The organism is Pantoea sp. UBA4549 (genome assembly GCF_002387285.1).
Classification (GTDB): Bacteria; Pseudomonadota; Gammaproteobacteria; order Enterobacterales; family Enterobacteriaceae; genus Pantoea; species Pantoea borealis.
Window position 1 is genome coordinate 161,072 of record NZ_DGLH01000008.1, and the last position, 14,195, is coordinate 175,266.

Here is a 14,195-nt window from a genome sequence, read left to right on the forward strand (position 1 = left end):
CGGGCGGGCCCGTTGCAGGCCCGCCCGGCTTAGCGATTACTCAACGGTAACCGATTTTGCCAGGTTACGCGGCTGGTCCACGTCGGTGCCTTTGATCAGCGCCACATGATAAGAGAGCATCTGCAGCGGCACGGTGTAGAAGATAGGGGCGATCACCTCTTCCACGTGCGGCAGTGAGATAATTTTCATCCCTTCGCTGTCGCTGAAGCCTGCATCGCCATCGGCGAAGACATAGAGCAGGCCACCGCGTGCGCGCACTTCTTCGATGTTGGACTTCAGTTTTTCCAGCAGCTCATTGTTAGGTGCGACCACGATCACCGGCATATCAGCATCAATCAGCGCCAGCGGGCCGTGTTTCAGCTCGCCAGCCGCATAGGCTTCCGCATGAATATAGGAGATCTCTTTGAGCTTCAGCGCCCCTTCCATGGCAATCGGGTATTGATCGCCGCGGCCAAGGAACAGTGCATGATGCTTGTCAGAGAAATCTTCTGCCAGGCTCTCAATGATCTTGTCCTGCGCCAGCATCTGCTCAATACGGCTTGGCAGCGCCTGCAGCGCGTGGACAATCTCATGCTCGGTTTCCGGCTTCATACCGTGCAGGCGGCCCAGTTTAGCCACCAGCATCAGCAGTACCGTCAGCTGCGTGGTAAAGGCTTTCGTGGAAGCCACGCCAATTTCCGTGCCCGCTTTGGTCATCAGCGCCAGATCGGATTCGCGCACCAGTGAAGAACCGGCCACGTTGCAGATAGCCAGTGAGCCAAGATAACCCAGCTCTTTAGAGAGACGCAGGGCCGCCAGCGTATCAGCGGTTTCGCCCGACTGCGACAGGGTGATCAGCAGGCTGTTTTTACGTACTGCGGATTTGCGGTAGCGGAACTCAGAAGCGATCTCAACGTCACAGGGGATGTTCGCCAGTGATTCAAACCAGTAGCGCGATACCATACCGGAGTTGTAGGAGGTGCCGCAGGCGATAATCTGGATATGCTCTACTTTGCTCAGCAGCGACTCTGCATGCTCACCCAGCTCGCGCAGATCGACAATTCCGTCGTGGAAGCGACCCGCCAGCGTGTTTTTGATGGCGTTAGGCTGCTCGTAGATCTCTTTCTGCATATAGTGGCGATAGATCCCTTTATCACCCGCGTCATACTGCGCGTTTGATTCGATCTCGGCACGCTGTACCTGATGGCCTTCGCGATCGATGATAGTGACTTCGCGGCGGGTAACCTCAGCAATATCGCCCTCTTCCAGGTAGATAAAGCGGCGGGTAACCGGCAGCAGTGCCAGCTGATCGGATGCGATAAAGTTCTCGCCCACGCCACGGCCAATCACCAGCGGACTGCCGGAGCGCGCGGCTACCAGCACCGACGGATCGCGGCTGTCCATGATAACCATACCGTAAGCACCGCGCAGCTGTGGGATCACGCGCAGGATCACCTCGCGCAGCGTACCGCCCTGCTTCTGCTCCCAGTGCACCAGATGCGCCACCACTTCGGTGTCCGTCTCGGAGGCAAAATGGTAGCCACGTTCAATCATTTGCGCGCGCAGCGGCTCATGGTTTTCAATAATGCCGTTATGCACCACGATGATCTGCTCTGAGACATGCGGATGCGCATTTGCCTCTGAAGGTTCACCGTGCGTGGCCCAGCGGGTGTGGGCAATACCGGTACCGCCAATCAGCGGCTGCTGGTCTGCGGCCTCCGCCAGATTAGCCACTTTGCCTACGCGACGCAGACGCGTCACGTGCCCCTGACGATCGACGACCGCCAGACCGGCTGAGTCATAACCGCGATACTCCAGACGACGCAGACCTTCCAGCAGGATCTCTGCAATGTCACGCTGCGCTACTGCTCCAACAATTCCACACATATTCGTTTCCTGACTTCATGGCGTTCGGCCATTGCGTTGTCATCTGACCTGATTTCCGGCTACGCCGGTTCCCCGAGCCTTGTAGAGAGTGGGGATATCGTTATAGCACTGCTAAACGGGCCGATCTTTGCCAGCCCTTAAAATTTATTTTTTCTTCACCGGGCGCTGCCAGCCCGCTTTCTGCTGCTGTTCTTTGCGGTTGTAGACCAGATCGGCGGCGGTGACATCTTTCATCACCGTGGTACCGGCGGCAATCGTTGCACCGGCGGCCACGCGCACCGGCGCCACCAGCTGCGTATCGGAGCCGACAAAGACGTCGTCACCAATAATCGTTTTGAATTTGTTAGCCCCATCGTAGTTGCAGGTGATGGTGCCTGCCCCGATGTTAACGCCCGCGCCTATTTCGGCATCACCCAGGTAGGAGAGGTGGCCCGCCTTGGAGCCTTTGCCGAGCGTGGCTTTTTTCATTTCCACAAAGTTGCCAACGTGCGCCTGCTCCGCCAGCTCGCTGCCCGGGCGCAGCCGGGCAAACGGTCCGACCGTGCAGGCTGCAGCCAGCGTCGCGTCTTCAATCACAGAGTAAGGGCTGATCTCACAGTCATCACCCAGAATGCTGTTTTTGATCACGCAGCCGGTGCCAATTTTTACCCGGTTGCCGAGCGTGACATTCCCTTCGATGATGACGCCGGTATCAATCTCCACGTCGCGCCCGTGCGCCAGCGTACCGCGCAGATCAAAACGCGCCGGATCGCGCAGCATTACGCCCGCCAGCAGCAGCTTTTCCGCCTGCTCCTGCTGAAAGGCACGCTCCAGCGTAGCCAGCTGCAGACGGTTATTTACACCTTCCGTTTCACTGATACGCGCCGGATGAACGGTATTAATCACGCGGCCTTCCTGATGCGCCATCGCGATGATATCGGTGATGTAGAACTCGCCCTGCGCGTTATTGTTATCCAGCTGTGCCAGCCAGCGCCGGAGATCACCCCCGCTGGCGATCAGGATACCGGTGTTGATCTCCTGAATAGCCAGCTGCTCAGCAGATGCATCCTTCTGTTCAACAATGCCGGTCACGATCGTGTTTTCCCGCACAATCCGGCCATAGCCGGTGGGGTTATCCAGCACCACGGTCAGCAGCCCGATGCCGCCAGCGGGTTTTGCCGCGCGCAGTTGCTGCAGCGTTGCCTGCGAGATAAGCGGGACGTCGCCATACAGCATCAGAATATCTTCGTCATCCGCAAAGAAGGGTGCCGCCTGCTGCATAGCGTGTCCGGTACCCAGCTGTTCCGCCTGCAGCACCCAGTTCAGGGTGTTGTGCGCCAGCTTTTGCTGCAGCAGCTCACCACCGTGACCATAGACCAGATGGACCTGCCGGGCGCCAAGCCCGGTGGCAGCATCAATAACATGCTGCACCATGGGTTTACCTGCCAGCGTGTGCAGAACTTTAGGCAGATCGGAATACATACGGGTGCCTTTGCCAGCGGCCAGGATCACCACACTCATCGCGCTTACAGACATAATTTTCCAGACTCAATTTAACTTTCGAAAGTGTAAGGTTTACCCCTGAGATTACTACATTTTTCTCATGGCGAAATTAGACAACCGGAGGAAAGCGGAAAGGGGGATCAGAGACAGAGCATAACAACAGGTTTGCCGGGCGCGGAGCAAAAAAAATGCCAGCCCGGTGGGCTGGCATTTCATGACGCATAAAGCCTGATTACATCGCTTTTTTGGTCAGCTCGATAACACGCAGTTTCGCGATAGCTTTCGCCAGCTCCGCAGAGGCCTGAGCGTAGTCCACGTCGCCGTGGCTGCTGTTCATGTGCTCTTCTGCTTTACGTTTCGCTTCCAGCGCGCGCGCTTCGTCAAGGTCTTCACCGCGAATAGCGGTGTCGGCCAGAACGGTCGTGCTGCCCGGCTGTACTTCCAGCACGCCGCCGGAGAGGTAGATATACTCCTCGTCGCCGTGCTGTTTCACGATGCGAATCATGCCAGGCTTGATGGCAGTCAGCAGCGGGGCGTGGCCCGGGTGGATCCCCAGCTCGCCTTCGCTACCTGACACCTGGATACGCTGTACCAGACCGGAGAACATCTGTTGCTCCGCGCTGACCACGTCCAGATGATAAGTCATAGCCATACCATTCCTCCCGGGAAACCGTTATTACAGTTTCTTCGCTTTTTCTACGGCTTCTTCGATAGCGCCGACCATGTAGAACGCCTGCTCTGGCAGGTGGTCGAATTCGCCTTCCATGATGCCTTTGAAACCACGAATGGTATCTTTCAGCGTCACGTATTTACCCGGAGAACCGGTGAAGACTTCAGCAACGAAGAATGGCTGAGACAGGAAGCGCTGGATCTTACGCGCACGTGCCACCAGCAGTTTATCTTCTTCAGACAGCTCGTCCATACCGAGGATGGCGATGATGTCTTTCAGCTCCTGGTAACGCTGCAGCAGTGACTGTACGCCACGTGCGACGTCATAGTGCTCCTGACCCACGATCAGTGGATCCAGCTGACGGCTGGTAGAATCCAGCGGGTCAACGGCCGGGTAGATACCCAGAGAGGCGATCTGACGGCTCAGCGTAACGGTTGAGTCCAGGTGAGCAAAGGTGGTTGCCGGAGACGGGTCAGTCAGGTCATCCGCAGGAACGTAAACGGCCTGTACGGAGGTGATTGAACCGGTCTTGGTGGAGGTAATACGCTCCTGCAGCACACCCATCTCTTCAGCCAGCGTTGGCTGATAACCTACCGCAGATGGCATACGGCCCAGCAGTGCAGACACTTCAGTACCTGCCAGGGTATAACGGTAGATGTTGTCGATGAACAGCAGAACGTCACGGCCTTCATCACGGAATTTTTCCGCCATGGTCAGACCGGTCAGTGCTACGCGCAGACGGTTACCCGGCGGCTCGTTCATCTGGCCATACACCAGCGCTACTTTATCGATAACGTTGGAGTCAGTCATTTCGTGGTAGAAGTCGTTACCCTCACGAGTACGCTCACCTACACCAGCAAAGACCGAATAACCTGAGTGCTCAGCCGCGATGTTACGGATCAGCTCCATCATGTTTACGGTTTTACCCACGCCCGCACCACCGAACAGACCGACTTTACCGCCCTTAGCGAACGGACACATCAGGTCGATAACCTTGATGCCGGTTTCCAGCAGTTCCTGCGAGTTTGACTGATCTTCATAAGAAGGCGCCGCGCGGTGAATAGAGGAAACCTCTACTGCGCTGCCATCTTCTTCTGTCAGGTCGCCTTTCATGTCGATAGGCTCGCCCAGCACGTTCATGATACGGCCAAGGGTCGCTTTACCAACCGGAACCTGAATAGGTTTTTTCAGATCGATTACTTCCAGACCGCGCTTCAGGCCGTCAGAAGAACCCATGGCGATAGTACGTACTACGCCACCACCCAGCTGCTGCTGAACTTCCAGCACCAGACGAGTATCACCATTCTTAACCTCGAGAGCGCTGTATACCTGTGGTACCGCGTCCTGAGGGAATTCGACGTCAACTACGGCGCCGATAATCTGGACAATCTTTCCAGCTGCCATCTTGAATCCTCTACCTAATACGAGAATATCCGGCCGCGCTCGGGCGACAGGATATATGCCTGGTTAAACCGCGGAGGCTCCCGAGACGATCTCGGTAAGTTCCTGGGTGATGCTGGCCTGACGAGCTTTGTTGTAGACCAACTGCAGCTCTTTGATCAGGTTTCCGCCGTTATCGGTTGCGGCTTTCATCGCTACCATACGCGCGGCCTGCTCACTGGCCAGGTTTTCCACCACACCCTGATAAACCTGCGATTCGACATAACGACGCAGCAGCGTATCGAGCAGCGCCTTCGGATCGGGTTCGTACAGGTAATCCCAGGTCTTCGCCTTCATCTCTTCTTCACCTTCCGCTGGCGGTAACGGCAGCAGTTGGGTAATGGTCGGAGTCTGAGACATGGTGTTGTTAAACTTGTTGCTGACGATATATAGCTTGTCGATACGGCCTTCATCGTAGGCCTGCAGCATAACTTTTACCGGGCCAATCAGATCAGACAGCGCAGGCTTATCGCCCATGCCGGTAACCTGAGCCACGACGTTGCCACCGACCGAGCCGAAGAATGAAACGCCTTTTGAGCCGACAATCGCCAGATCGCTCTGAACGCCTTTGTCTGCCCAGCCTTTCATTTCAGCCAGCAATTTTTTGAACAGGTTAATGTTCAAACCACCACAAAGCCCGCGGTCAGTCGAAACGACCAGGTAGCCGACGCGCTTAACGTCGCGCTCATCCAGGTAAGGGTGCTTGTATTCCAGATTACCCAGTGCAAGGTGACCAATCACTTTGCGCATGGTATCTGCATACGGACGGCTGGCCGCCATGCGTTCCTGCGTTTTACGCATTTTGGAGGCGGCGACCATTTCCATCGCTTTGGTGATCTTCTGCGTATTTTTTACGCTTCCGATCTTGGTACGTATTTCTTTTGCGCCGGCCATTAGCTTCTCCTCAAAGCCTTGCGGCCTGTCTTTTCAGACAAGCCGCCAGACATTACCAGGACTGGGTTGCTTTAAACGTTTCGAGCAGGCCTTTCAGCTTCGCTTCGATATCGTTGTTGTAGTTACCCGCCTGGTTGATTTCAGCCATCAGCTCAGCGTGTTCGCGATCGGCGTACGCCAGCAGAGCGGCTTCGAAGCTGCCGATTTTCGCCAGTTCAACGTCGTTCAGGAAGCCGCGCTCAGCAGCAAACAGCACCAGACCCTGCTGCGCAACGGACATTGGCGCATACTGTTTCTGTTTCAGCAGCTCGGTCACTTTCTGACCGTGGCTCAGCTGTTTACGCGTTGCATCATCCAGATCGGAAGCGAACTGAGAGAACGCTGCCAGTTCACGATACTGTGCCAGCGCGGTACGAATACCACCGGACAGTTTCTTGATGATCTTGGTCTGTGCAGCACCACCAACACGGGATACGGAGATACCCGGGTTAACGGCTGGACGGATACCGGAGTTGAACAGGTTCGACTCCAGGAAGATCTGACCATCAGTGATCGAGATAACGTTGGTCGGAACGAACGCAGAAACGTCACCAGCCTGGGTTTCAATGATTGGCAGCGCGGTCAGAGAACCGGTCTGGCCTTTCACAGCACCGTTGGTGAAACGCTCAACGTAATCAGCGCTTACGCGTGATGCACGCTCCAGCAGACGAGAGTGGAGATAGAACACGTCGCCTGGGAATGCTTCACGGCCCGGTGGACGGCGCAGCAGCAGGGAGATCTGACGATAAGCGATAGCCTGCTTAGAGAGATCATCGTAAACGATCAGCGCATCTTCACCGCGGTCGCGGAAGTATTCGCCCATGGCACAGCCCGCGTATGGAGACAGGTACTGCAGTGCAGCAGACTCCGATGCAGAAGCGACAACCACGATGGTGTTAGCCAGCGCGCCGTGTTCTTCCAGCTTACGAACCACGTTAGAGATGGTCGACGCTTTCTGACCAATCGCGACGTAGACACACTTGATGCCTGAATCACGCTGGTTGATGATGGCGTCGATAGCCATTGCAGTCTTACCGGTCTGACGGTCACCGATGATCAGCTCGCGCTGGCCACGGCCGATTGGAATCATCGCATCGACAGATTTGTAGCCCGTCTGAACAGGCTGATCAACAGACTGACGATCGATAACGCCTGGTGCAATCATTTCAACTGGCGAGAAGCCGTCGTTGTCGATTGCGCCTTTACCGTCGATAGGTGCACCCAGGGTGTTCACCACACGACCCAGCAGGCCACGGCCAACCGGTACTTCCAGAATACGACCGGTGCACTTAACCTTCATGCCTTCGGCAAGGTCAGCGTACGGGCCCATAACGACCGCACCAACCGAGTCGCGCTCGAGGTTCAGTGCGATAGCGTAACGGTTGCCCGGCAGGGCAATCATCTCACCCTGCATAACATCGGCCAGGCCGTGTACGCGGATGATACCGTCACTTACAGAAACAATAGTACCTTCGTTGTGAGCTTCACTCACGACATTGAACTGAGCAATGCGCTGCTTGATCAGTTCGCTGATTTCGGTGGAATTCAGTTGCATATGCTCCAGTCCCCTTAAGACTGCAAGACGTCTGCCAGACGGTCAAGACGGCCGCGCACGCTGCCATCAATCACCAGGTCACCCGCACGGATAACCACACCTGCCAATACAGACTTATCAATTTTGCAATTCAGCTTAACTTTGCGTGACAGACGTTTTTCCATCGCGGTGCTGATTTTGGTCAGCTGGCTGTCACTCAGCGCACTGGCGGAGATTACATCAACTTCGGCTGTCGCTTCATAAGCGTCACGCAGTTGAATAAATTGCTCCAGTACGGCTGGAAGCGCTGTCAAACGTCCGTTCTCCGCCATTACCTTGATCAGGTTCTGAGCGTGTTCATCAAGTTGATCACCACAGACTGCATTGAAAGAGGCAGATAACGCTTCAGGTGCTAACGCACCGGAGAGTACTTCTGCCATCTGTTCGTTGCGAGCCACTTCTGCGGCAAACGCCAGCATGGTCTGCCAGCGTTCGATACTTTGATGCTCAACAGCAAAGTCAAAAGCTGCTTTGGCGTAGGGGCGAGCTACAGTAATCAGATCAGACATCAGCCCCTCCCTCCTTACAGTTCAGCGACCAGTTTATCAACGATGTCGCTGTTAGCAGCTTCATCCACGGAACGTTCGATGATTTTCTCGGCACCAGCTAATGCCAGCAACGCGACCTGTTTACGCAGCTCTTCACGTGCACGTGAGCGCTCGGCTTCAATTTCTGCCTGCGCCTGAGTGACGATGCGGTTACGTTCAGTTTCGGCTTCGGTTTTGGCTTCGTCCAGAATCTGGGCACGGCGTTTGTTCGCCTGCTCGATAATGACCTGAGCTTCTTCCTTCGCTTTTTTCAGCTGGTCGGTCGCATTGGCCTGCGCGAGATCCAAATCTTTCTTCGCGCGTTCAGCAGAAGCAAGGCCTTCAGCAATTTCTTTCTGGCGCTTTTCGATGGCAGCCATGATCGGTGGCCATACGTACTTCATGCAGAACGCGACAAACAGGATGAACGCGATGGCCTGGCCGAGGATTGTTGCGTTAATGTTCACAGCACAATGCCTCTTATTAAGTTAACGTGCTCTGCCGCTATCATTGATAAACGGCAGAATCTGTTCCTCATCACACCAGGTGCCATGAGTGAACAATGGCTACAGGCTTTAGGCGACAGCAAACATCACGTAGAGACCCAGACCAACAGCGATCATCGGGATTGCATCCACCAGACCCATTACAACAAAGAACTGCGTACGCAGCAGAGGGATCAGATCCGGTTGACGCGCTGCGCCTTCCAGGAATTTACCTCCGAGGATGCCGATACCGATCGCAGCACCGATTGCCGCCAGACCCATCATCACAGCGGCAGCCATGTACAGCAGATCCATATTCAGGTTTTCCATGACAGTCTCCAGTTTGTTTCAGTTATGCTTAAGTTGTTGAGAAAAAAATCAATGTTCTTCAGATGCCATCGACAGATAGACAATCGTGAGGACCATGAAAATGAAAGCCTGCAGCGAAATAATCAGGATGTGGAAAATGGCCCATGGCACATTCAGCACCCACTGCGACCACCACGGCAGCAGACCGGCAATCAGGATAAAGATCAGCTCACCCGCATACATGTTGCCGAACAGTCGCAGACCGAGTGAAACCGGTTTTGACAGCAGGCTGACACCTTCAAGAATCAGGTTGATGGGGATGAAGATCGGGTGATTAAAAGGCTGCAGAGTCAGCTCTTTGGCAAAGCCGCCTACCCCTTTCATTTTGATGCTGTAGAACAGAATCAAAATAAATACGCCCAGCGCCATAGATAGCGTGATGTTCACGTCTGCTGACGGCACGACGCGCAGCGCCGGCAGGCCCAGATAGTGCTCACCAATAAACGGCAGCAAATCAATAGGCAGCAGATCCATGAAGTTCATCAGGAAGACCCAGACAAAAATTGTCAGAGCCAGCGGGGCGATAACTTTACTTTTACCGTGGTACATGTCGCGAACGTTGCTATCAACAAAGCCGACAACCAGCTCGATAGCCGCCTGCATTTTCCCTGGCACACCGCTGGTGACGCTTTTCGCCACTTTGCGGAACAGCACAAGGAATAATACTCCCAGTGCAACAGAGAAAAACATGGAGTCCAGGTTTAACGTCCAGAATGTTGCTGGCGCGTCGTGTGCATTCACCAGCTCGAAAGTACGCAGGTCCATCTGAAGATGCGTCAGATGATGTCCTATGTATTCCTGCGGCGTTGAGATTTCTCCTGCGGCCATGATGCCTCTTACCCTTTGTTGTTAATTACAGCCGGCGCGACGATTTGCACCACCAGCACCGATAACCAGGTGATTGCGAGTGGCCAGAAGACCGCTCCGAACCCACCTAACGCCACAGCGAGAAAAATAACGGTGGCAAACACCTTAAGAACTTCACCCAGGGCGAAACTCCAGGCGACACGCCCTTTAGCCGGCGATTGATCCTGCAGACGCCAGGCTAAAAACGTGAACAGTATGTTTGGCAGCCAGGCTGCCACACCACCCGCGATAGCAGAGGCGCCCCAGGTAACATCTTTCAGGGCAAACAGCGCACCGATTACGACAAACGTCACCAGCTGGACAACCAGAACGGCTCGGGCTAATTTCACACTGTAAAGAGACACTGACATGACGCTTAACTCTCCTGCCCCGAACGGGGTATGTCGCGTGTCGTATAAGACTGCCTTTGCCGTTTTGAGTCAAGCAGCAAAAGCCGTGCAAATTATACGGGCCGCACCTGCGATTTCAATCGCTAAGTAGCGAAAAGGTGAACAATTATTTAAATTTCTTTCTGAAGGGCTATTTTTCCAAAGATGCATAACCCGGAAAGCCATCAGGAAAGTTGCTGTTTTTCAGCTAAAGCGGGATATAAAGCGTGCTGCAGATCACATAATAAACAATAAGGCGCTGAAAATTTTACCAGAATGCATAATGCGCACGAATAAACCGCCCTTGTTAACCCTTTAAAATCAGCTTGTTATAAATTTAAATCTGCTTCAGCTCACTCTTTTCTGATAAAAACATCCGGTTGACACTGCAGGCAGAATTAAAATCGAAATAATAATATTACGCCCGCCGATTTATTGCCGTGTCATATTTCCCTGCGTGATAATCGAAAGCGGAAAACAGCCGTTATCATGTGACATTAGTGGCAATGAATTGTGAATTAATCGTTAAATGTAACAACGCTTTTCGGATAATTACGGCGAAAGATGTTAACGCCTTTCCCCTCCCCTGCCGAATAAAAGCGTTTGTCACAGCGTGTTCAACCGCTGTTTTTTTATTCAGCTCTGACGACCCTTCCGGGGCCAGAAGCTGAATAAAAACCCTGCTTTTTACAGGCTTATTGCTGCGAAATCACCACAAGATGACGTTCGCCTTCAAGTTCCGGAACGCGTAGAGCTTCAATTTTTTCCACGCTAAAGCCTGCCGGCAGCGAAGCGATCTCCTCATCCGGACGTACGCCTTTCAGCGCATAAAAGCGTCCGTGTGTGCCGGGTAATGCGCGGCACCAGGTCAGCATATCCTCCAGCGAGGCAAATGCCCGGCTGATAACGCCATCAAACGGCGGATCTGCCGGGAACTCTTCAACCCGGCTCTGCACTGGCGTAATGTTAGTAAGTCCTAACTCATGCTGCACCTGACGCAGAAAGCGTACCCGCTTACCCAGGCTGTCCAGCAGCGTAAAATGCGCCTGCGGACGGACAATGGCCAGGGGAATACCCGGCAGTCCCGGTCCGGTACCCACATCAATAAAGCGTTCCCCCTGCAGATGCGGCTCTACCACCACGCTGTCGAGGATATGGCGTACCAGCATTTGCTGCGGATCGCGTACTGAAGTCAGGTTATACGCTTTATTCCACTTGTGCAGCAGCTCCACATAGCCAACCAGCTGCTGTTTTTGTTGATCGGAGAGCGAAATATTTGCTGCGTCGAGCAGCCGGGAGAGTTTGTTAATCACAGCGATGTTTCCGTTAACAGGGGCAGCCGGAGCTGCCCCGATGGTCAGTCAGGCGCTTTTACGCAGCAGACCCTGTTTTTTGAGATAGATCAGCAGAATTGAGATCGCGGCTGGCGTGATGCCGGAAATACGCGATGCCTGGCCGATTGAGGTCGGCTTATGATCGTTGAGCTTGGCGATCACTTCGTTCGACAGGCCATTAACCTGACGGTAATCAAGCGTGACAGGCAGTAAAGTGTTCTCATTGCGCAGCTGGCGGTCTATCTCCTCCTGCTGACGCGCAATATAACCTTCATATTTAACCTGGATTTCAACCTGCTCAGCCGCCTGCTCATCAGACAGCGCCGGACCATAATCCGGCAGCGTCATCAGCCGGGCATAAGTCATCTCCGGACGACGCAGCAGATCCTCTGCGCTGGCCTCTTTTGTCAGCGGTGCACTGATGATGCTGTTTACGTCAGCCACATTCTCTGACTTCGGATGCACCCACAGGCTGCGCAGACGCTGGCGTTCCAGCTCAATCGCTTCGAGCTTCTGGTTATAGCGCGCCCAGCGCGTATCATCGACCAGGCCCAGCTCGCGGCCCGTTTCAGTCAGACGCAGATCCGCATTGTCTTCGCGCAGCATCAGACGATACTCGGCGCGTGAGGTAAACATGCGGTAGGGCTCTTTGGTACCCAGCGTGCAGAGGTCATCGACCAGCACGCCAAGATAAGCCTGATCGCGGCGCGGTGCCCAGCCCTCTTTGTCCGCAGACTGGCGCGCAGCGTTGAGGCCAGCCAGCAGCCCCTGGGCTGCAGCTTCTTCATAACCGGTGGTGCCGTTGATCTGGCCGGCAAAGAAGAGACCCTGAATAAACTTGCTCTCCAGCGTGGGTTTCAGATCGCGCGGATCGAAGAAATCGTACTCGATAGCATAGCCAGGACGCACAATGGTGGCGTTCTCCAGCCCTTTCATTGAGCGGACAATCTGCATCTGCACATCAAAGGGCAGACTGGTGGAAATGCCGTTCGGGTAGATCTCATTGCTGGTCAGTCCTTCCGGCTCAAGGAAGATCTGATGAGCATTACGATCGGCAAAGCGCATGACTTTGTCTTCAATCGACGGGCAGTAACGCGGACCAATTCCCTCAATAACGCCGGCATACATCGGACTGCGATCGAGATTGTTGCGGATCACATCATGCGTCTGTTCGTTGGTATAGGTGATCCAGCAGGGAACCTGCTGCGGATGCTGTGCCGTATTGCCCATAAACGAGAACACCGGCATTGGCGTATCGCCGTGCTGTGGCGTCAGGACAGAGAAATCGATAGAGCGCGCATCAATACGCGGTGGTGTACCGGTCTTGAGACGATTTACGCGCAGCGGCAGCGCCCGCAGCCGTTTTGCCAGCGGGACTGAAGGCGGATCGCCAGCACGACCACCGCTGTAATTATCAAGACCGATATGAATCTTGCCATCAAGGAATGTGCCGACGGTCAGCACAACCGTTTTCGCCCGGAACTTCAGTCCCATCTGCGTGACGGCACCGACCACCCGATCGTTTTCAACGATCAGATCGTCAACCGCCTGCTGGAAGATCATCAGGTTGGGCTGGTTCTCCAGCGCAGTGCGTACCGCCTGGCGGTACAGTACACGGTCCGCCTGTGCACGCGTAGCTCGTACCGCCGGGCCTTTACTGGCGTTTAGTATCCTAAACTGAATACCTGCCTGATCGATCGCGGTGGCCATCAGGCCGCCGAGGGCGTCCACTTCCTTTACCAGGTGTCCCTTTCCGATACCACCGATCGCCGGATTGCAGGACATTTGTCCCAGCGTGTCGATGTTATGCGTGAGTAACAGCGTTTGCTGACCCATTCGGGCGGCCGCCATGGCGGCTTCGGTACCCGCATGACCACCACCGATTACGATGACGTCAAAAGGATCTGGATAAAACATGAAGTGGGTCCTCGTTAAAGTTCAGACAGGGATCGTTGCCCTGGGCGGTGGATTCTACTGAAATTATGGTTCAGGCGAAAGCGGCGGATCCTGCGTGTTTATAGAAAGGATCTTTACTCTTTTATATGATCTTCTTGTTAGATCTCTTATTAGGATCGCCGGTTTCTGTGGATAACGTGGCAAACCCGTTATTTTACATCGGCCTGAGAAGGATCGTTTGCTGTGAAAGATCGGTGATCCTGATCCAGATAAGCTGGGATCAACTTTGCTAGTTATCCACAGATTAAAAAAGCATCAGCAGTTATTACTGGGATAACTACGGGTTATACGCATGATTCAGGCT

13 protein-coding genes are annotated in these 14,195 nt (G+C 54.4%); all 13 read right to left on the reverse strand.

The features are described from left to right. Positions 1-36 precede the first annotated feature (36 nt). The 13 genes from glmS to mnmG all read right to left on the reverse strand — a co-directional run bounded on the left by glmS (position 37) and on the right by mnmG (position 13,852). A complete protein-coding gene (glmS, locus tag B3041_RS06525; RefSeq protein WP_039381443.1) occupies positions 37-1,866 on the reverse strand; it encodes a glutamine--fructose-6-phosphate transaminase (isomerizing) in 1,830 nt (609 codons plus the stop codon). A gap of 144 nt (positions 1,867-2,010) precedes the next feature. After that, positions 2,011-3,381, reverse strand: coding sequence for a bifunctional UDP-N-acetylglucosamine diphosphorylase/glucosamine-1-phosphate N-acetyltransferase GlmU (gene glmU, locus B3041_RS06530; RefSeq protein ID WP_065647894.1), 1,371 nt, complete (start codon positions 3,379-3,381; stop codon positions 2,011-2,013). 199 nt (positions 3,382-3,580) lie between these two features. Next, a complete protein-coding gene (locus B3041_RS06535) occupies positions 3,581-4,000 on the reverse strand; it encodes a F0F1 ATP synthase subunit epsilon (protein ID WP_039381436.1) in 420 nt (139 codons plus the stop codon). A gap of 24 nt (positions 4,001-4,024) precedes the next feature. Continuing rightward, a complete protein-coding gene (atpD, locus tag B3041_RS06540) occupies positions 4,025-5,422 on the reverse strand; it encodes a F0F1 ATP synthase subunit beta (RefSeq protein ID WP_065647895.1) in 1,398 nt (465 codons plus the stop codon). A 63-nt stretch (positions 5,423-5,485) separates the two neighbouring features. Beyond that, entirely contained in the window at positions 5,486-6,352 is an 867-nt protein-coding gene (atpG, locus tag B3041_RS06545) for a F0F1 ATP synthase subunit gamma (protein WP_039381430.1), read from the reverse strand. 52 nt (positions 6,353-6,404) lie between these two features. Then, the gene (gene atpA / locus B3041_RS06550) at positions 6,405-7,946 is read right to left on the reverse strand and encodes a F0F1 ATP synthase subunit alpha (RefSeq protein ID WP_039381427.1); all 1,542 of its coding nucleotides are present in this window, start codon (positions 7,944-7,946) and stop codon (positions 6,405-6,407) included. A 14-nt stretch (positions 7,947-7,960) separates the two neighbouring features. Then, the gene (gene atpH, locus B3041_RS06555) at positions 7,961-8,494 is read right to left on the reverse strand and encodes a F0F1 ATP synthase subunit delta (RefSeq protein ID WP_065647896.1); all 534 of its coding nucleotides are present in this window, start codon (positions 8,492-8,494) and stop codon (positions 7,961-7,963) included. A 14-nt stretch (positions 8,495-8,508) separates the two neighbouring features. Next, entirely contained in the window at positions 8,509-8,979 is a 471-nt protein-coding gene (gene atpF / locus B3041_RS06560; protein ID WP_039381418.1) for a F0F1 ATP synthase subunit B, read from the reverse strand. Between the two features lie 108 nt (positions 8,980-9,087). Beyond that, positions 9,088-9,327 (reverse strand): F0F1 ATP synthase subunit C, encoded by a 240-nt coding sequence (atpE, locus tag B3041_RS06565; RefSeq protein ID WP_003849523.1) that lies wholly within the window; start codon positions 9,325-9,327, stop codon positions 9,088-9,090. A 48-nt stretch (positions 9,328-9,375) separates the two neighbouring features. Continuing rightward, complete coding sequence (gene atpB, locus B3041_RS06570; protein ID WP_065647897.1) at positions 9,376-10,194, reverse strand: F0F1 ATP synthase subunit A; 819 nt, start codon at positions 10,192-10,194, stop codon at positions 9,376-9,378. A gap of 8 nt (positions 10,195-10,202) precedes the next feature. After that, positions 10,203-10,583 carry a F0F1 ATP synthase subunit I gene (gene atpI / locus B3041_RS06575; RefSeq protein ID WP_065647898.1) on the reverse strand — a complete coding sequence of 127 codons (381 nt, stop codon included), beginning with the start codon at positions 10,581-10,583 and terminating at the stop codon, positions 10,203-10,205. A 713-nt stretch (positions 10,584-11,296) separates the two neighbouring features. Next, the gene (gene rsmG / locus B3041_RS06580) at positions 11,297-11,914 is read right to left on the reverse strand and encodes a 16S rRNA (guanine(527)-N(7))-methyltransferase RsmG (RefSeq protein ID WP_065647899.1); all 618 of its coding nucleotides are present in this window, start codon (positions 11,912-11,914) and stop codon (positions 11,297-11,299) included. 48 nt (positions 11,915-11,962) lie between these two features. After that, positions 11,963-13,852, reverse strand: a complete 1,890-nt coding sequence (mnmG, locus tag B3041_RS06585; RefSeq protein ID WP_065647900.1) for a tRNA uridine-5-carboxymethylaminomethyl(34) synthesis enzyme MnmG — start codon at positions 13,850-13,852, stop codon at positions 11,963-11,965. Between the last annotated feature and the right edge of the window lie 343 nt (positions 13,853-14,195).

Coding starts and splice junctions, on each gene's coding strand:
- glmU (WP_065647894.1), bottom strand. CDS start 3,381: ATGTCTGTAAGCGCGATGAGTGTGGTGATCCTGGCCGCTGGCAAAGGC.
- atpI (WP_065647898.1), bottom strand. CDS start 10,583: ATGTCAGTGTCTCTTTACAGTGTGAAATTAGCCCGAGCCGTTCTGGTT.
- atpH (WP_065647896.1), bottom strand. CDS start 8,494: ATGTCTGATCTGATTACTGTAGCTCGCCCCTACGCCAAAGCAGCTTTT.
- mnmG (WP_065647900.1), bottom strand. CDS start 13,852: ATGTTTTATCCAGATCCTTTTGACGTCATCGTAATCGGTGGTGGTCAT.
- atpG (WP_039381430.1), bottom strand. CDS start 6,352: ATGGCCGGCGCAAAAGAAATACGTACCAAGATCGGAAGCGTAAAAAAT.
- glmS (WP_039381443.1), bottom strand. CDS start 1,866: ATGTGTGGAATTGTTGGAGCAGTAGCGCAGCGTGACATTGCAGAGATC.
- atpD (WP_065647895.1), bottom strand. CDS start 5,422: ATGGCAGCTGGAAAGATTGTCCAGATTATCGGCGCCGTAGTTGACGTC.
- B3041_RS06535 (WP_039381436.1), bottom strand. CDS start 4,000: ATGGCTATGACTTATCATCTGGACGTGGTCAGCGCGGAGCAACAGATG.
- atpB (WP_065647897.1), bottom strand. CDS start 10,194: ATGGCCGCAGGAGAAATCTCAACGCCGCAGGAATACATAGGACATCAT.
- atpA (WP_039381427.1), bottom strand. CDS start 7,946: ATGCAACTGAATTCCACCGAAATCAGCGAACTGATCAAGCAGCGCATT.
- atpE (WP_003849523.1), bottom strand. CDS start 9,327: ATGGAAAACCTGAATATGGATCTGCTGTACATGGCTGCCGCTGTGATG.